This is a genomic window from Streptomyces sp. NPDC026377 (assembly GCF_055567715.1).
In genome coordinates, this window is sequence record NZ_JBVHPV010000022.1 from 36,597 (window position 1) to 52,813 (window position 16,217).

Consider the following 16,217-nt stretch of genomic DNA (forward strand, 5'->3'; position numbering starts at 1 on the left):
TCAGCTCCCTGTCGGGCGCGCCAGGGACGCCACCGTGCGCAGCAGCACGCACACGTCCTGCCAGGGCGACCAGTGGTCGATGTAGTAGTTGTCGTACCGGGCCCGGTCCTCGATGGAGGTGTCACCGCGCAGGCCCTCCACCTGCGCCAGGCCCGTGATGCCCGCGGGCATGCGGTGGCGGGCCCAGTAGCCGGGGTGGCTCTGGCCGAACTGGGCGACGAAGTAGGGCCGTTCGGGGCGCGGGCCCACCAGGCTCATGTCACCGCGCACCACGTTCCACAGGTTCAGGAGCTCGTCCAGCGAGGTCAGCCGCATCAGGCGGCCGGTGCGGCCGATGCGTTCGTCGTCGGCGACGCTCCAGCGGGTGGCGGCCTCGTGGGCGTCGGCGGGGCGCAGCGTACGGAACTTGCACAGGGTGAAGGGGCGCCCGTCGCGGCCCACGCGCTCCTGGCGGAAGACCACGCCGGGCCCGTCCCCGGCGCGCAGCAGCAGCGCGCACACCACCAGCACCGGTGACGCCAGCAGCAGGGCGGGCACCGCCACGCACAGGTCCAGGACCCGCTTGACGGCGAACCCCGGGCGGCGCACCCCGGCCGCCTGCACCCGGCGCACCGGGAACCCGGCGAGCTCCTCGCCCCGCACCGCGGGTGCGGCCAGGCCCGGGGCGCGGGTGTCGACGTACCACAGGGCGCAGCCCCAGCTCTCCAGCTGGCGCAGCAGCAGGGAGGGATCGGCGGCGTCGGCGTCGGTGAACAGCACGTCGCGGACGCCGTTCTGGATGACCGCGCGCTGCACCTCCTCGATGGTGCGCAGCACCGGCACCCCGACCGGCTCGGGCACCGGCTGGAACTCCGGCACCACCACCCCGACCGGGCGGATCCCGCCGCCCGGGCGGCGCCCGAGCGCCGCGGTCAGCCGCAGCGCGCTCGCCGGGCCCACCACCAGGGCCGGGCGCGGAGCGCGGGCGGCGCGCCGGCGGCGCAGCGCGTACGCCGCGCAGCGCCCGGCCGTGCTCGCCGCCGTCTGTACGGCGCAGGAGGCGGCCAGCACCGGCAGCGCGAGCGCGGGCCCGGGAAGCACGGCCGCCAGCACGCACCACGCGACGGCCGCCCGGAACGCCAGCGCGGGCACCTCCTCCAGGGCGCCGCGCGCGGCGGCGAGGGCGCCCGGCCGGTACAGCCCGGCGTGCCCGTTCAGGACCAGGACGCCCAGGACCAGCGCGGCGGTGGCCGGGTGCGCCGGTTGTGCGCCGCCCGCCGCCGCAGCGAGCAGCACCGCGCAGCCGTCCACGGCCATCAGGGCGGCTTCCGTGCGCGGCCGGGGCGCGCGCCGCACGGGCAGCGGCGGCGGGGCGGACGCCCGGGCGGGCTCCGCCACCATCGAGGCGGCCCCCGCCGCGGCCGCGCCGCCCCGGCGCGGACCCGCCGGGGAAGGAACGCCCCCTCCGGGGGAGGGAACGGTGTTGTCCGCAGTCACTTGAAGGTGGGTTCCCTGCACTCGGAGCGCCGGGCGCCGGTCAGTTCGCGGTAGAGGTCCGCGATCGCTTCCGCCGTCTGGCGCACATCGTGGGTGGTGGTCACGTGCTGGTGGCCCTGGTGGCCCAGGGTGTCGCGCAGCGGCGCGTCGCGGAGCAGAGCGCCGACGGCCCGGGCCAGCGCCCGCGGGCTGTCCGGCGGGACGAGGCAGAGCGGGGCGTGCCCGGGCGGCAGGCTCTGGGACGAGCCGCCCACATCAGTAACGACGACGGGTTTCTGGCAGGCCATCGCCTCCAGGGGCGCCAGGGCCATGCCCTCCCAGCGCGAGGGCAGGACGACGACGTCGGCGGCCCGGTACCAGGCGGTGGGGTCCTCGACCGCCCCGGCGAACAGGACGGACGCGGGCGCCGCCGCGCGCAGGGCCGCCTCCTCGGGTCCGTCGCCCACCAGGACCAGGCGGGCGGCGGGCAGTTCGCCCGACAGCTCCCGCCAGGCGTCCAGGAGCACGTCCTGGCCCTTTTGCCGGCACAGCCGCCCCACGCACACCACCAGCGGCGCGTGCGCGTCCACCTCCCCGAGGACGGCCAGCGGGGCGCGTACGTCCTCGCCGGGCGCGGGCGGGCGGTGGCGGGTGAGGTCGACGCCGTTGGGGACGACCACCGAGGGCCCGCGCACCCCGGCCCGCTCGCCGGTGCGCCGCTCGCCCTCGCTGACGCAGACCAGCCGCGCGGTCCAGCGCACCGCCGCCCGCTCCCAGGCGCGCGAGGCGTACGCGACGGGGCCGGTGACGGCCTCGAAGGACCAGGCGTGCGGCTGGAAGACGGTCGGCACCCGGCCGCGCACCGCGAGCCGCGCCGCCACCCCGGCCTTGGCGCTGTGCGCGTGCACGACGTCGGGCCCCAGGCGCCGGATCAGACGCGCGGCCCGTACGGTCTCGCCGAGCAGGCCGGGGCCGGGGGAGCGGGTCGCCTCCCAGGCATAAGCGCCGGCGCCGAGCCGGGCCGCCTCCGCGCCCAGGCGCCCCGCGCCCGGGCAGGCCACCGACACCCGCATCCCGCACCGCAGCTGATGGCGCACCAGATCGGCGACGACCCGGGCCACCCCGCCGTCGACGGGCTGTACCAGGTGCAGGACGTGCGGGGGACGCGGGGGGTTCTCAGGGCGCGGCCCGGGCCGGTTTTCCGGTCCGGTGTCGGGGAATTGCGGCTGCACGCGAGGTCACTCCGCCCATGGGAAGGTATTCGTATAAGCGGCCCGCCGAACGGGTGTCGTTCCCCCGGGTCGGTCATTCAATTCCGCATTGCTGAGCCGGATGGCCGAGCCTCCGGCGCACTGCTGTTTCGCGTGGGCAATGGGTGGGAAGCAACTGTAGCCCTATTCGCGGCCGGGGGTCGTCATGAATGTGTTTCGGAGTGTCCCATCGGGTGATCATCCGTATCCGGTCGCCAGCGGTCTCGTTGGGGGAAGTGCCTCATCTTCGCCCTGAAAGGAAAAAGTGATGAAGCGCATTGTCACGTCCGTGGCGATGGCGGGCACGAGCGCGGCCGTCGTGGTGCTCGGCGCCGGCGTCTCGTCCGCCGACAGCCACGCCTCGGGCCAGGCGCACAACTCCCCCGGCGTCCTGTCCGGCAACCTGATCCAGGTGCCGGTGCACGTGCCGGTCAACTTCTGCGGGAACACCATCAATGTGATCGGTCTGCTCGACCCCGCCTTCGGCAACGAGTGCGAGAACGACTGAGTTCACCCGGTCGGGCCACAACCTGGGGCCTTTGACCTGCGTTGATAGACAGGCTGGGCGACAACGCCCGGTCACAGCCCCCATCAAGAGGAGCGCTTCTTCATGTCGCGTACCGCCAAGGCTCTCGCCCTCTCCGCCGCTGCCGCAGCGGCCGTCGCCGGCGGTGCCGGTGTCGCCGCCGCCGACGCCCACGCGGGAGGCGCGGCGCACAACTCCCCGGGCGTCCTGTCCGGCAACCTGCTCCAGGTGCCGGTGCACGTCCCGATCAACTTCTGCGGCAACAGCGTCGACATCATCGGCCTGCTGAACCCGGCGTTCGGCAACGAGTGCAAGAACGACTGACGTTTCCTCACGTCGCATCGCACGGCCGTTGCCGTGCGCGGACCGCCCTTCTCCCCACGGGGGAAGGGCGGTCTTGTGTTGCGGCCCGGCTCCCGGCCGGATGCTGATAGGAGAATCGTACGAGCAGCGGCGCGTTCCCCTTCGTACGAGTGGTCCGGTGACAATTTCCGGCTTGCCGGGTTTCTCTCGGGCCGGGAGGTCGTTAGCCAGGGAGAAGCGCGTGCCCCTTCCCCTGGTGCATATGCGCACACGGAAATCAGTGAACCGCGACGAAATGTCGCCACCGGAAGGAAATGACGATGAAGCCGATGAAGGTCGCCGCGGTCGTGGCGGGTTCCCTGGCGGTGGTGGGGGCCGCGGCCCCGGCGTTCGCGGCGGGCGGCATGGGTGGCAGCCCTGTCCCCACCAGCCTCAACGGCGGTGTGGAGTCTCTGGCGGGCCAGATGCTGACCAAGCCGCAGCTGCCGTCGCCCGTCGAGACCAACGCGTTGGACCCGAACAGCAAGGACTCCCTGTTCCACACGGCCTCCCAGGCCACCGGCAGCGCGAACAAGACCAATGGCGTCGTCCCGGCGGGCCTTCTCGGCGGCCTTCCCCTCGGCCACTGATGAAGCGACGGAATAGCGCGGCATTTCCCTTCCGGAAGCGGTAGGCGGCATTTCGCTGTATTGCGCATGAGCATGCGTGAAATGCGCAGAAATGCGAGTGGCTGCGGACAGGTGTTGGGGATTGCGTAATTCCCGGGTACGGGGCGCCCCCGGGGTTCGGGCGGCTGCGATGTGCGGGTGGCGGGTCCGGACGAGGGCGGCCGGGCCGGAGTGGGATCCGGTTCGCCCTAACGAGTGGCTTTTGCTCCTGGTGTCTCCCCGATGTCGCTAGAGTCCCGGCATGACCACAGCTTCCAGTGCCGTAAGCCCCTCCCGGACCGCCCAGTTGGGCACGCTCTCCCTGCTCGCATGGAGCGGCCCGCATTTCGAGGAGGACCGCGACGTGGCCTTCCTGATGGTGTATCCGCTCGGTGACGGCGAGGGCGGCGCCGAAGGCGCCGAGTCGGCGGTGCGGGAGCTGCTCGAGGAGATCGGCATGCCGGCCGGGACCGTCCACGACGCCGCCCAGGGGGCGCGGCTGCCGCTGACCCTCCTGCTGGAGGGCGGCCAGGTGACCCTGACGCTGCCTCAGTTCCACGTCCAGTGCGCCACGCCCCCCGAGTGGATGCGGGCCGCGCAGGCCGAGGGCGCCGCGCACTTCGTCTTCACCACCCGCGCCTGGCCCGAGGCGGTTCCGGGCACGCCGCTCACCGAGGACATGATGCGGGCCTTCGTCGGCGACGAGCGGACGCTCACCGGCGCCGGCCACTGCGTCCTGCCGGTCAGCCGCCTGCGCACGTAGCCGTACGCCCCCCCGGAGGGCGTACGGAAACGGCGTGTGCCGCGGACGGAAGGTCCGCGGCACACGCCGTTCTCATGTGCCGACCGGCCGGGGACTAGAGCAGATACCCCAGCACACCGAGGAGCCCCATGTGGTGACGGTGGCCGTAGCCGCCGTCGTGGCTGTCACGGCCCTCACGGTCGTAGCGGCCCTCGTGGCCGTAGCTGCCACCGTTGTCGTAGCGGCCGTGTTCCCGGTTGTCCTTGTTGTTGCAGTGGTCGCCGTACCCGCACGAGAGTGCCGCCGATGCCGGGGTACGGGCCGTCTGGGGCGCTGCCTGGGCGGCGCCGGCGACCGGGAGGATCGCCACGGCGGACAGGGCGGCGACTACAGCTATGTGACGAAACGTCATTTTCGGTGCTCCTGAGGTGGTGAACACGGACACCTAGGACGCTAATCCGATCATGCGCACTTGTCGCGCTGAGCGAGCGGGCGGCTACTGCATGTGAGTGGCGCGGGTGTCGGGCCGTCAGCCTCCGGCCCGTCAGATACGGAGTCGTCAGATGCCGGGATGTCAGGTGCCGGGCCGTCAGAAGGGGTCCCTTCCGCCACTCGTCGAGGCCCCGCACCGCCCGGGGGAGTGCCCGCCCGCCGCCTGAGGGGGCCGGACAAAAACCAAGGCCCCGGAAGTGTGGTGACCTCCGGGACCCCAGCAGGCGTTCATTCTCCTCTGCCCTACCCGCACCAACGACCGTCCGCCCCGGACGTCACGGCCGGTCGCCGGATCCGACTCCAATTGATCAAACTCGACCGGAACGGTTTCCGGCCGGTCTCGTTGTCCCGAATGCCCCCTTGTGAACGATCAGCCCCGGCCCGTACGCATCTGGTCGGATCCCGGGCAGAACGGAGACCGTGTGATCACCGAAGACCCGGTACCGGGGCGCCGCCCCGGACTGTTCCGGCCCGGCCGCCCCCGCTGGACCCCCTCCGCCTCCACCCGCCGCGGTGTGCTGCGCGGGCTGTTCACCCTGACGGTCGTCGGCTTCACGGGCGGCACCCTCGCCCGGATCGACGCGGCCCCCCGCACCGGAACCGACCCGGCCGACCAGGCCGGCGCCTGGACCGGCGCCGACGACAAGGGGTCCGACGCCAAGGGGGCCAGGGACAACGGTCTGCCCGCCGCGTTCGACGAGAACTACCGGGGCCGGCGCATCCAGGGCCGCACCGTCCTCGCCGACGTGCACGCGCAGGCGTCCGCCGCGGCGACGGGCCGACTGCCCGAGCGCCCGCCCGGCACCCTCGCGGTGCTCCCGCACCCGGGCCCCGGCGGCACCAACGCGGCCGGGGCGGGGTTCGAGGCGCTCATCGACGGCCGCCAGCTGCATCTGATGCGCCGCGCGGACGGCACGTACATCAGCGCGATGGACCACTACACCTCGTACGCCACTCCGCTGGAGGCCGTCCGTGCGGCCGTCGACGCCCTGGGGCCCGCCCGCCTGGCCGAGACCCCGCTCCACGGCAAGTGACCCCGCACCCGACAGGCCAGGTGAGACAACCCGCATGGTGTACATCCGCAAGAACCAGAAGAACCTCACGAAGGCCGAGAAGCGGGCCTTCGTCAACGCCGTCCTGGAGCTCAAGCGCCGGGGCCGGTACGACCGGTTCGTGCGCACCCACATCGAGTACTTCGTCGGCGACGGGGACGAGGGACTGCGCGTCGCCCACATGGCGCCGTCCTTCCTGCCCTGGCACCGCCGCTTCCTGCTGGACTTCGAGCGCGAGCTGCGCAAGGTCAACCCGAAGGTGACGGTCCCGTACTGGGACTGGACGCGCGACAACTCGCCCTCGTCGTCGCTGTGGGCCGAGGACTTCATGGGCGGCACCGGGCGCGGCGAGGACCTCCAGGTGACCACCGGGCCCTTCGCCTACCGGCACGGCAACTGGACGATCGAGACCGCGGTGACCGAGGACCCCTTCCTCACCCGCGACCTCGCCAACGCCCACGGGCGCGGCGGCCGGATGGACCTGCCGCCGCGCGAGGACCTCAACCGGGCGCTCGCCGACTCCGTCTACGACGTCGCTCCGTGGAACTCGCTGAGCCCCACCGGTTTCCGCAACAAGATGGAGGGCTGGACGGACGGCTCGCGCACCGACACCATGCGCACCCACAACCGCGTCCACCGCTGGATCGGCGGCACCATGATCGGCGGCGGGGCCGTCAACGACCCGGTGTTCTGGCTCCACCACGCCTTCGTCGACCTCATCTGGTCCCGCTGGCAGGCCCGCCACCCCAAGTCGGGCTACCGCCCCGCCAAGCCGCCCGGCCGCGACGACCCGCAGCGCGGACGCGTCGCCGCCCTCAACGAGCGGATGCCCCCGTGGCACACCACCCCGGCGGCGCTCCTGGACCACAGCAAGATCTACAAGTACGCGGACTGAGGGCCGGGCGGCGGCCGTGCCGGCCGCGTCGCGCACACACGGACGGCCCCCGGGGAGAACCCGGGGGCCGTCCGTTCATGGACCCAGCCGTCGAGGACGGCCCGGCTCAGTGCCCGTAGCTGCCGCCGTGGCGCCCGTGGTGGTCGCCGTGGTGGCCGCTCTCGTTCACGCAGTGGTTGCCGAACACCGGGTTCAGCAGGCCGATCACGTTGATGGTGTTTCCGCAGAGGTTGACCGGCACGTGGACCGGGACCTGCAGCAGGTTGCCGGACAGCACACCCGGGGAGTTCGACGCTTCGCCGTGCGCCCCCGCGTCGGCCGTGGCCATGCCGGCACCGCTCAGCGCCACCGCACCCGTTCCGGCGAGGACGGCGACGGTCTTCGCGATACGAGACATCAAGTTCTCCTTGTTTGTTCCAACGCTTCAGGGCTCCCGAGGGCCATCGGCCACCGCGAAGCCGCAGTTGTCATGGCTAAACGCGCCCGGCGTGCAGAAGTAACGGAGGTTTACTGCGTCTGCTGATGCCGGGCCACGCGCCGGCCCAGCGCCACCACGGCTCCACCGGTGATCAGCAGGGTGCCGCTGGCCGCGCCGAGGAAGAGCGGGAGCCTGTCACTGCCGGTGTGCGCCAGCTGCGGGGGCGTGCCGTGGTGCTGCGGTGTGCCGTGCTGAGGAGGCGTGTTCTGCTGCGTCCCGTGCTGCGGGGGCCCGCCGTGCTGCGGCGGTTTGTCGTCACCCGTGGGGGTGTGGTGGCCGGGGGGTGTGGTGTGGCCGGGGCCGTGGTCGTGGGCGTGATCGGGGCGGCCGTATCCGTCGTGGTCGTCGCGGGCCCCGTGGTCATCGTGGTCGTCGCGGCCCTGGTGGCCGTAACCGCCGTCGTCGTGGTCCTCGCGCTGGTCCGAAGCGGGGTGGGCGGCGCCACCCGTACGGGCGTCCTGCCGCCCGGCCGACGGGGCCGCCGTGCCCTGCTGTGCCGAGGCGCGCTCCCCGGCGGGGCCGCCCGTGGCGGCGGCCGCGCTGTAGGCCGTACCCAGCGTCGTGACCAGGCCCGCCACCACGGCGGCCCGGGCGACGGAACCAGAGATGTTGTGCATGCCGGACCAACCCTTCGACAGGAATGCGGGGAGAAGACCAGATGGTCATAGGAATACTCCGGGCATCACCGGAAGGGCCGTATCCGTGCGCGTGTCCGTACCGGATCGGCGCGCGGCAACCCGTCTAGCGCACATCGGATGATCTGTTCGGGTTCGCAGGGTTCGCAGGGTTCGCGGGGGTCACGGGGTGCGCGGGGTCACCGGGGCGTCGCCCGGCTCTCCTCGGGCGTGAAGGCACAGCGCTGCGCCCGTACGCGGTTGTCGAAACTGGAGTGCCCCAGCTCCGGCATCCCCACGGCGCGCAGGGCGAGCGGGCGGCTCAGCAGCTCGCGCAGCAGGGCCTTGATCTCGACGCGGGCCAGATGGGCGCCGAGGCAGTAGTGGGGGCCGCCGCCCCCGTATCCGAGGTGCGGATTGGGCTTGCGGGTGATGTCGAAGGCGTCGGGGCGGTCGAACACGGCCTCGTCGCGGTTGGCGGAGGCGTACAGCAGCATCACGCGGTCACCGGGGACGAACGCCCGCCCGCCCAGGACGTGCGGGCGTGTCACATGGCGGCGGAACTGGATGATGGGGGTGGAGAAGCGGACGATCTCCTCCACGGCCCCGTCCGCGTAGCGCTCGAAGTCGCCGGTGAGCAGGGCGCGCTGCTCGGGGTGGTCGGTGAGCAGGGCGAGCGCGTGGGCGATGGCGTTGCGGGTGGTCTCCACGCCCGCGACCATGAGCAGCGAGAAGAACGAGCCGAGCTGACGGGTGCTCAGGCCCTGTCCGTCGACGTCGGCGGCGACCAGCGCGGAGATGAGGTCCCCGGTGGGCCGTCTGCGCCGCTCGCGGCCGAGGGCGGCGACGGTCAGCTGCATCCGGGCCAGCGCCCGCAGCCCCCGCCCGGGCACCCGGACACGGGCCCGCAGCGTACGGGCGACACCGGCGTTCTCGGAGGCGCGGTCGACCTGGCGGGCGATCTCGACGCGGCCCGGCTCGGGCACACCGAGCATGTCGCAGATGACCTCGAAGGCCATGCGCGAGGCGGCGGCCGAGACGAACTCCCCGGCCCCCGTCGCCACCAGGTCGTCGACGATACGGGCGGCGAGCTCGCGGATCCCGTGCTCGGCGTCGGCCAGGACGCGGGGGGTGAAGGCGCGCGAGACGACCCGCCGCAACTGGGCGTGGCGCGGCCCGTCCAGGTTGACCATCGAGTCCCCGAACACCGCGCGCACCCAGCGGGGCGGCTCGGGCGCGGTGGCCCCGGGGGCGCTGGCGAACACGTCGGCCCGCCGACTGGCCGCGACGACGTCCGCGTGGCGCACCAGGGCGTAGAAACCGCGCTCGGGCCGTCGGCGGCCGGGGGACCGCTCGACGAAATAGGCGGGCCGCTCCAGCCGTCTCAACCGCGCGAAGGCTTCCAGGCGGCGCTCGCGGGGGAGTGCCCAGAACGCGGGGTCCGCGAGATCGCACCCGACCCCGTCCTTACGGTCCGCGCCGTCCCTACCAACGGACAATGTCCCACCCGCCATGAAAGTCGCACAAAAGGAAAGTCCGCCCTCGGGAGGAATTCCCGGGGGCGGAGGAAGGCAGGGGCGCGTCTCGTCACACACTGCCCAGGTCCGGTCAACTCGTTAGTTCGCGCCCGGCTTCGACGGCTTCGCTACCGGCCTTGACCGCCTTCTTGGCGGCGTTCACCCGCTTGTCCAGATTGCGCCCGACGACTCCTTGGGCCACGGGCTTCACCTGCTGCCCGGCGGCGGTGGCCGTACGCGCGGCGCTGCTGATGGTCCGGCCGATGTCAAGAGCCTGAGCGGAAGGCGCCATTGCGGCCACCAACGCCGTCCCCGCGACCGCAGTACTGAGAACTCGACATACATTCATGCCCTTATCAACGCGATGGGCGGGAAGAAGGCACGCCCCGGCCCGGCCGCGCAATTCCCGCTTTTCTACGCGCCCGTGCGGTCCGTGGCGGTTCGTACGGCGCGTACGGCTCGGTCGACGGTGATCTCCAGGCCGGTGGCCGTCACCCGTACGGATACGGAGGTGAGTTCGTCGACGGTGATGTCCGCGTCGAGTTCGTGGGCCGGGTGGGTCCTGGTCAGGGCGATCGTCGTCATGCCGGCCGCCCGGCCCGAGGCCAGACCGGCGGGGGCGTCCTCGACGACCACGCAGCGCGCCGGGTCGACGCCCAGGCGCTCGGCCGCCAGCAGGAACGGCTCGGGGTGGGGTTTGTGGTGGGTGATGTCGTCGACGGTGACCAGGTGGCGGGGGCGGATGCCGACCCCGCTGAGGCGGGCCTCGGCCACCCGGCGGGTGCCGGACGTCACCACGGCCCAGCGGTCCGGGGGGAGCCGGGCGAGGAGTTCGGGCGCTCCGGGGACCGGTTCCACGCCCCCCGCCAGCGCGTCGGCGACCTCCGCGTCCTCCAGCCGGGCCACGGCCTCGGCGACCTGCTCCGGCGGCAGCAGCTCGGCCACGATCGCGGCGGCCGGGCGGCCGTGCACCTCGACGCGGGCGACGTCCTGGAGGGTCATGCCGTACGAGGCGGCCCAGCCGGTCCAGGCCCGTACGACCGAACGCATGCTGGAGACGAGGGTCTCGTCGCTGTCGAAGAGGAGGGCGTCGGCCGAGAGGTGCATGACCGGTGAGCGTAGCCGGGGCGGTGGGGCGGGCTCGGCGCCGGGACCGCCCCACCGAGGTGGTGCGGGGGCGGGGGCCGTACGGGCGCGTGCCGTACGGCCCCCGCCGCCGCCCCGCCGAGGGGTGTGGGCTCGGTGCCGTACGGGCTCTGCCGTACCGGCCTCCCGCCCCCTCGCGCTCAGGCGTCCGCCACCGCGATCTCCAGTTCGCGCAGGCGGTCCGGCTCCGCCACGACGTCGATCTCGCTGATCATCTCGTCCACGACCGTGAAGCGCAGCACCACGCGCAGGCGGCCGAACGGGGCCATGGCGAGGCCGACCGTCCCGCCGATCAGGGCCACCCCGGTGAACCGGGCGCGGCCCACCGCCGCCATCGCCGCCCGGGCGACCGTGACGGCGCCGCCCAGGAAGATGGGCTCGGCGCTGGGCACGACCGCCTTGTCGGCGCGCAGGACCACATCGGGGTGGAGCAGGGTGACCAGGGCCTCGAAGTCGCCGTCGCGGGTGGCGGCGAGGAAGGCCTCGGCGAGCCGGCGTCCGCGCGAGAGGTCCGGACCGGGCGCGGCCGTGGCGCCCCTGGCGCGGCGGCGGGCGCGACTGGCGAGCTGGCGGGCCGCGGCCGGGGTCCGCTCGATCATCGGGCCGATCTCGTCGAACGGTACGGCGAACATGTCGTGCAGGACGAAGGCGAGGCGTTCCGCCGGGGAGAGCGTGTCGAGGACGACGAGCAGCGCGTGCCCGACCGAGTCCGCCATCACCGCTTCCCGTTCGGGGTCGGGGTGGCCGGTCTCGCCGGGGGAGCCGGTGGCCGGGCCGGTGCCGAAGTCCGCGTCGGGTCCACCCGCCTCCAGGGGGTCCTCGCCCCGGGTGCGGCGGGTGCGGAGCATGTTCAGGCACACCCGCGCCACGACCGTGGTCAGCCAGCCGCCGAGGTTCTCGACCTCGCCGAGGTCGGCCCGGCCGGCGCGCAGCCAGGCGTCCTGGAGGGCGTCCTCGGCCTCGCTGAGGGAGCCGAGCATGCGGTAGGCGACCGCACGCAGATGGGAACGGTCCTGCTCGAAGCGCTCGGTCAGCGTCTGCATCTGCGACGGCGGCTGTGACGTCCGCGTCTGCGTGTGTATCCGCCCCGGGGTCTCCGTCCGCGTCTGCGTCTCCCCCTCCGGGGTGTTCTGCCTGTCGCTGTGCGTCTGGTGCTCGTCCATCGGCCGCATTCCTCCGGTCCCCCTCGCCCGTGCGCGGTGTGTCAGAGAAGTAGATCACCGCGGACCTGCTCCTCTACCCGGGGGAGTCCGACAAAGCGAGGAGCGGCAGCGATGGCGTCAACGATCCTGGTCACCGGTGGCACGGGCACGCTCGGCGGCCATGTCGTGCCGCGCCTGCTGGAGGAGGGGCACCGGGTGCGCGTCCTCAGCCGCCACGACCGCGCGGATGCCGGTGGTGTCGAGTACGTCGCCGTCGACCTGCTGCGGCCCGAGGGCATCGACCTCGCCGTCGAGGGCGCCGACATCGTGCTGCACCTGGCCGGTGGCCCCAAGGGCGACGACGAGGCCACCCGCAATCTGGCCGGCGCCGCCTCCCGGGCCGGGGTCAGTCACCTGGTCCACATCTCCGTCATCGGCGCGGACCGCGTCCCGCTGGGCTGGTTCGGGACGAAGAGGGACGCCGAACAGGCGGTACGGACCTCCGGCATCCCGTGGACGGTCCTGCGCGCGGCCCAGTTCCACGACCTGATCCTGCTGATGTGCCGCAAGATGGCCCGGCTGCCGGTCGTCCCCGTTCCGGCGGGTCTGCGCTTCCAGCCGGTCGACGCGCGCGAGGTGGCGGACCGGTTGGTGCGCTTGGCCCTGGGGAACCCGGCCGGGCAGGCGCCGGACCTGGCGGGGCCGAAGGTGTACGAGTTGGGCGACCTGATCCGTACGTACCTCCAGGCCCGCGACACGCGTCGGCTGCTGGTCCCGGTGCCCATGCCGGGCAAGGCCGGGCGTGCCTACCGGGCGGGCGAGAACCTCTCCCAGGACGGCACCGCCGTGCTGGGAGAGCGCACCTGGGAGGACTTCCTCGCCGAACGACTGGGCTAGTTGCTATCCCTGCGTCCCATGCGGAAAACGCATCGCTGGTTGGTAGAGTGGGGCGTATGGGACTGGGGTTGGAGGAGTCGCTGCGGCTGACGGTCGCGGCGCTGATGCAGGCGACGGGCCAGTCGCAGCGTGACCTGGCCGACGTGCTCGGTCTGACGCAGACCCAGGTGTCGCGCCGTCAGGCGGGCACCACCGCGTGGAGCCTGCGCGACTGCGATGTGCTGGCCGCGCACTATGGGATCGGCCCCCTGGACCTGCTGGCCGGTCCGACCCGCGCGTGCGAGGCGCTTCCGGCGGGGGCGCGGCGCGGCGGTGGCGGCAGGAGTGTGCGGAACGTGGGGGACGGGGTGGCGGGACGGTGAGCGACTTCGACGCGATCGACTCGCTGCTCGCCTCGGTCGGCCCCGAGACCCCGCTCGTGGCGCCCGAGGAGCGCCTGCGGCTGCGCGAGGCCGCGCGCCTTTCGAAGGCGCAGGTCGCCCGCGCGCTCGGGGTCAGCCCTTCGACGGTCACGGGCTGGGAGACCGGCCGCGACCCGTCGGGCGAGCTGCGCACGCGGTACGCGTACCTGCTGGACGGGCTGAGGGAGCGGCTGGAGGAGTACGGGCGGGAAGAGTCCGGGCAGGAGCAGTCCGGGCAGGAACCGGAGGACGTGCCCGCGGGGGAGGGCGGGGGCGGGGACGCCTGCGGGGGCCGGGGCGGCGCCGGGGGTCTTGGGGGGGCTGGGGGCATCGAGGACGCCGAGGGCTTCGAGGACATCGAGGAAGTCGAGCAGCTTGCCGTGCCCGAGCCGTGCGTGCTGTGCGGGCGTCCGGCCCGGCAGCGGGTGGCGGGGTTCGCGCAGCACCTGGATCCGGGGGAGTGCGGGGAGGCGGGATCCGGCGGCGTGGGGGCTTCGGCGGTTCCGGAGGCTCCGGCGGTTCCGGACGCGCAGGCTCCCGTGGCTGAGCGGGTCCCCGCGGACCCGGCGGCCCCGCGCCCTCCCTCTCGTACACGTACTCCTGCCCCTGTCCCTGCCCGTACGCGTACGGAGAACGCGACCGCCGCCGCCACCGCGACCCCGCCCCCCGCGTCCCGGGCGAACCGGCCCCGGGAGGCCGCCGCGCCCCCCAGGACTCCCACCCGCCGGGCCTTCCAGGCGGCCCGGCCCGAGCCCTCGGACCTGGTCGTCCAGGCCGTGCGGGCGGCGCTCGCCGAGCACGGGGGTGATGTGGACGCGGCGACGGCCGCGCTGGTGAAGCGGGCGATCCCGGACGCGATGCGGCTGCTGGACGAGACGCGCAAGGGCGCCCGTTACGACATCGTCGCCCACCCGTGGATCCCGGACGTGCTGCGCAAGCAGACGGCCAAGGGCGCCGACCGGATCTGGGAGGCGCGCCCCAAGTGGACGCGGCACGCGCTGCCGCCGGGCGAGCACGAGGTGACGGCGCTGGACATCAACGGCGCGTACCTCTCCGCGCTCAAGACCCATCTGCCGCTGGGGCAGCTGGAGCACTCCACGGGCTTCGCGCACGACCGGCGCCGGGCGGGCGTGCATCTGATCACGCCGCCGGTGTGGGAGCACGAGGACGTCCTGCCCAACCCGATCGGCAACCGCGACGAGCCCGGCCCGCTGTGGGTGACCGAGCCGACCCTGCGGCTGCTGCAACGCCTCTCCGGACCGAGGTACGGGCTGTGCGAACCGCCCGAGATCCACGAGTCGTTCACGTCGGGGGCGACGGAGAACCTGCTGGAGAAGTTCCGGATCGCGCTGAAGGACGCGCGGGACGCGGCGCTCGCGGACGGGGACGAGGTGACACTGGAGTACGTGAAGGCGATGTACTCCAAGTTCGTCTCCACGATGGGCGAGTCCAACTACAACAGGGAGCTGTACCGTCCGGACTGGATGCACATCATCCGCTCGCAGGCGTTCGCCAACCTCTGGATGAAGGCGTACAAGGCGCACGACGAGGGGCTGACGGTGGTACGGGCGATGGGCACCGACGAGCTCCATGTGATCGGCGACTGGCGCGCGGTGTTCGCGGAGGGCCGGGGCGTGACCGAGGTCAAGGTCAAGGACACGTACAGCGCGGGTGCGGCCGCTGAGGGCGAGGAGGGCTGAAGTGCCGGAGCACAGTCAGGAGTTCGGGAAGTACGGGGCGCGCGGCGTCAAGGGCAGCGAGGCGGTGTCCCGGGTCCTGGACTCCCTCGCGGGCGGCATCGCGACACCGGTGACGGCCAAGCGCGGACTGATGGCGCGGCTGCACTACCTGACGCGTACCCCGCACGCGTGGGCGGCGGCGCGGGAGGCGGGCCTGACCGTCACCGACCGTACGGTCAGAGCCTGGCTGGCGGGCGGGCGCACCCCCACCGCCGCGAACCTGGAGCGCATCGACCGCGCGTACTGGACGGTCCGCCGCCACAACGTGGCCCGCCACCTGCTGCGCCGCCTCAACGCGGCGGGCGGCACACGCGTGGAGCTCCACCCCCTCAACCAGTCCCACGTGCCGCGCCCGCGCCAGCGGATGGTGGAGTACCGCACGATGAACGTCCGCCGCTGGGACCGCATCGTGGCGGCCTGGGCGGAGGCGGACGCGGAGGCGCTGGAGGGGGCGTGGACGGATGTCATCGAGGATCTGGGGTCGCAGTGGGGGCAGTATGAATATGTGACGAATGTGGGGTTCGCGGCGTAGGGAGTCACGGGGTGATGCCCGGGGCCGGCCCGGCCCCGGGGGTGCTCGTGGACCTGCCCCGGCGAGGCATCGACCGGTAACGGGACATCGACGCCGACGAGGTCCTCGCCGGAGCCGGATGGGCGCCGCCGCCCATCTGCCGCGCCGGCTCGATCGGGCCCATGGCAACGCCGGCAAGACCCGAGCCGTTCCCAGGTGACCCTGACGGCGACGCATGCGGCCTGATTCAGGAGCACTGGGCGGGCCGGGCGTTCACGGGCTGTCCGTATCTGATCGGTGACGGACCCCCCTTCGGATGCTCTCCAGCACAATGAGCGTGCGGGTGCTGCACGATCGTCATCCGAGCCCAAGGACCGGGTGCCGCGCATGCCGCGGCCACCCACGGCCGC

At 73.2% G+C, this 16,217-nt stretch carries 19 protein-coding genes; 10 read left to right on the forward strand and 9 right to left on the reverse strand.

Going from position 1 to position 16,217, the window contains the following annotated elements:
- Positions 1–1,476 carry a sugar transferase gene (locus ACZ4MU_RS31625; RefSeq protein WP_467882975.1) on the reverse strand — a complete coding sequence of 492 codons (1,476 nt, stop codon included), beginning with the start codon at positions 1,474–1,476 and terminating at the stop codon, positions 1–3.
- Positions 1,473–2,687, reverse strand: a complete 1,215-nt coding sequence (locus tag ACZ4MU_RS31630) for a glycosyltransferase family 4 protein (RefSeq protein ID WP_467882976.1) — start codon at positions 2,685–2,687, stop codon at positions 1,473–1,475. The genes ACZ4MU_RS31625 and ACZ4MU_RS31630 overlap by 4 nt, the downstream gene beginning before the upstream one ends.
- Positions 2,688–2,973: 286 nt before the next feature.
- Here ACZ4MU_RS31630 and ACZ4MU_RS31635 point away from each other — a divergent pair, with 286 nt between their 5' ends.
- The 4 genes from ACZ4MU_RS31635 (at position 2,974) to ACZ4MU_RS31650 (ending at position 4,944) form a co-directional block, all read left to right on the forward strand.
- A complete protein-coding gene (locus tag ACZ4MU_RS31635; RefSeq protein ID WP_467882977.1) occupies positions 2,974–3,213 on the forward strand; it encodes a chaplin in 240 nt (79 codons plus the stop codon).
- A gap of 102 nt (positions 3,214–3,315) precedes the next feature.
- Positions 3,316–3,555 carry a chaplin gene (locus tag ACZ4MU_RS31640; RefSeq protein WP_467882978.1) on the forward strand — a complete coding sequence of 80 codons (240 nt, stop codon included), beginning with the start codon at positions 3,316–3,318 and terminating at the stop codon, positions 3,553–3,555.
- Positions 3,556–3,854: 299 nt separating this feature from the next.
- A complete protein-coding gene (locus tag ACZ4MU_RS31645; protein ID WP_467882979.1) occupies positions 3,855–4,163 on the forward strand; it encodes a hypothetical protein in 309 nt (102 codons plus the stop codon).
- A gap of 280 nt (positions 4,164–4,443) precedes the next feature.
- Positions 4,444–4,944: a DUF5949 family protein gene (locus tag ACZ4MU_RS31650; protein WP_467882980.1), complete on the forward strand. Its 501-nt coding sequence runs from the start codon at positions 4,444–4,446 to the stop codon at positions 4,942–4,944.
- Between the two features lie 94 nt (positions 4,945–5,038).
- On the opposite strand, the gene ACZ4MU_RS31655 is transcribed toward ACZ4MU_RS31650, so the two are convergent.
- Positions 5,039–5,335, reverse strand: coding sequence for a hypothetical protein (locus ACZ4MU_RS31655; protein ID WP_467882981.1), 297 nt, complete (start codon positions 5,333–5,335; stop codon positions 5,039–5,041).
- 502 nt (positions 5,336–5,837) lie between these two features.
- On the opposite strand from ACZ4MU_RS31655, the gene ACZ4MU_RS31660 reads away from it, so the two are divergent.
- Together ACZ4MU_RS31660 and ACZ4MU_RS31665 are read left to right on the forward strand one after the other, a co-directional pair.
- Entirely contained in the window at positions 5,838–6,449 is a 612-nt protein-coding gene (locus tag ACZ4MU_RS31660; protein WP_467882982.1) for a tyrosinase family oxidase copper chaperone, read from the forward strand.
- 34 nt (positions 6,450–6,483) lie between these two features.
- The gene (locus ACZ4MU_RS31665) at positions 6,484–7,362 is read left to right on the forward strand and encodes a tyrosinase family protein (RefSeq protein ID WP_467882983.1); all 879 of its coding nucleotides are present in this window, start codon (positions 6,484–6,486) and stop codon (positions 7,360–7,362) included.
- A 106-nt stretch (positions 7,363–7,468) separates the two neighbouring features.
- Here the strand turns inward: ACZ4MU_RS31665 and ACZ4MU_RS31670 are convergent, their stop codons facing one another.
- The 6 genes from ACZ4MU_RS31670 to ACZ4MU_RS31695 form a co-directional block, all read right to left on the reverse strand.
- Complete coding sequence (locus tag ACZ4MU_RS31670; protein ID WP_467882984.1) at positions 7,469–7,759, reverse strand: chaplin; 291 nt, start codon at positions 7,757–7,759, stop codon at positions 7,469–7,471.
- 110 nt (positions 7,760–7,869) lie between these two features.
- Positions 7,870–8,457, reverse strand: coding sequence for a hypothetical protein (locus tag ACZ4MU_RS31675; RefSeq protein ID WP_467882985.1), 588 nt, complete (start codon positions 8,455–8,457; stop codon positions 7,870–7,872).
- Positions 8,458–8,654: 197 nt separating this feature from the next.
- Complete coding sequence (locus ACZ4MU_RS31680) at positions 8,655–9,953, reverse strand: cytochrome P450 (protein ID WP_467882986.1); 1,299 nt, start codon at positions 9,951–9,953, stop codon at positions 8,655–8,657.
- Between the two features lie 109 nt (positions 9,954–10,062).
- Positions 10,063–10,263: a hypothetical protein gene (locus ACZ4MU_RS31685; RefSeq protein ID WP_467882987.1), complete on the reverse strand. Its 201-nt coding sequence runs from the start codon at positions 10,261–10,263 to the stop codon at positions 10,063–10,065.
- 122 nt (positions 10,264–10,385) lie between these two features.
- Entirely contained in the window at positions 10,386–11,078 is a 693-nt protein-coding gene (locus ACZ4MU_RS31690; RefSeq protein WP_467882988.1) for an HAD-IA family hydrolase, read from the reverse strand.
- 179 nt (positions 11,079–11,257) lie between these two features.
- On the reverse strand, positions 11,258–12,160 hold the full coding sequence (locus ACZ4MU_RS31695; protein WP_467883031.1) for a sigma factor: 903 nt from the start codon (positions 12,158–12,160) through the stop codon (positions 11,258–11,260).
- Between the two features lie 231 nt (positions 12,161–12,391).
- On the opposite strand from ACZ4MU_RS31695, the gene ACZ4MU_RS31700 reads away from it, so the two are divergent.
- The 4 genes from ACZ4MU_RS31700 to ACZ4MU_RS31715 are packed head-to-tail and all read left to right on the forward strand — an operon-like array spanning position 12,392 to position 15,828.
- Positions 12,392–13,156, forward strand: coding sequence for an SDR family oxidoreductase (locus ACZ4MU_RS31700; RefSeq protein WP_467882989.1), 765 nt, complete (start codon positions 12,392–12,394; stop codon positions 13,154–13,156).
- Positions 13,157–13,212: 56 nt separating this feature from the next.
- Positions 13,213–13,518, forward strand: a complete 306-nt coding sequence (locus ACZ4MU_RS31705; RefSeq protein ID WP_467882990.1) for a helix-turn-helix domain-containing protein — start codon at positions 13,213–13,215, stop codon at positions 13,516–13,518.
- The gene (locus ACZ4MU_RS31710; RefSeq protein WP_467882991.1) at positions 13,515–15,257 is read left to right on the forward strand and encodes a helix-turn-helix domain-containing protein; all 1,743 of its coding nucleotides are present in this window, start codon (positions 13,515–13,517) and stop codon (positions 15,255–15,257) included. Before ACZ4MU_RS31705 ends, ACZ4MU_RS31710 begins: the two co-directional genes overlap by 4 nt.
- A gap of 1 nt (position 15,258) precedes the next feature.
- Positions 15,259–15,828, forward strand: a complete 570-nt coding sequence (locus ACZ4MU_RS31715) for a transcriptional regulator (RefSeq protein ID WP_467882992.1) — start codon at positions 15,259–15,261, stop codon at positions 15,826–15,828.
- The last annotated feature ends 389 nt before the right edge of the window (positions 15,829–16,217 follow it).

Excerpts from the sequence above, each read along its gene's own strand:
- ACZ4MU_RS31635 (WP_467882977.1), top strand. The coding sequence starts at position 2,974 with ATGAAGCGCATTGTCACGTCCGTGGCGATGGCGGGCACGAGCGCGGCC.
- ACZ4MU_RS31640 (WP_467882978.1), top strand. The coding sequence starts at position 3,316 with ATGTCGCGTACCGCCAAGGCTCTCGCCCTCTCCGCCGCTGCCGCAGCG.
- ACZ4MU_RS31645 (WP_467882979.1), top strand. The coding sequence starts at position 3,855 with ATGAAGCCGATGAAGGTCGCCGCGGTCGTGGCGGGTTCCCTGGCGGTG.
- ACZ4MU_RS31650 (WP_467882980.1), top strand. The coding sequence starts at position 4,444 with ATGACCACAGCTTCCAGTGCCGTAAGCCCCTCCCGGACCGCCCAGTTG.
- ACZ4MU_RS31655 (WP_467882981.1), bottom strand. The coding sequence starts at position 5,335 with ATGACGTTTCGTCACATAGCTGTAGTCGCCGCCCTGTCCGCCGTGGCG.
- ACZ4MU_RS31665 (WP_467882983.1), top strand. The coding sequence starts at position 6,484 with ATGGTGTACATCCGCAAGAACCAGAAGAACCTCACGAAGGCCGAGAAG.
- ACZ4MU_RS31670 (WP_467882984.1), bottom strand. The coding sequence starts at position 7,759 with ATGTCTCGTATCGCGAAGACCGTCGCCGTCCTCGCCGGAACGGGTGCG.
- ACZ4MU_RS31675 (WP_467882985.1), bottom strand. The coding sequence starts at position 8,457 with ATGCACAACATCTCTGGTTCCGTCGCCCGGGCCGCCGTGGTGGCGGGC.
- ACZ4MU_RS31685 (WP_467882987.1), bottom strand. The coding sequence starts at position 10,263 with ATGGCGCCTTCCGCTCAGGCTCTTGACATCGGCCGGACCATCAGCAGC.
- ACZ4MU_RS31690 (WP_467882988.1), bottom strand. The coding sequence starts at position 11,078 with ATGCACCTCTCGGCCGACGCCCTCCTCTTCGACAGCGACGAGACCCTC.
- ACZ4MU_RS31695 (WP_467883031.1), bottom strand. The coding sequence starts at position 12,160 with ATGCAGACGCTGACCGAGCGCTTCGAGCAGGACCGTTCCCATCTGCGT.
- ACZ4MU_RS31700 (WP_467882989.1), top strand. The coding sequence starts at position 12,392 with ATGGCGTCAACGATCCTGGTCACCGGTGGCACGGGCACGCTCGGCGGC.
- ACZ4MU_RS31705 (WP_467882990.1), top strand. The coding sequence starts at position 13,213 with ATGGGACTGGGGTTGGAGGAGTCGCTGCGGCTGACGGTCGCGGCGCTG.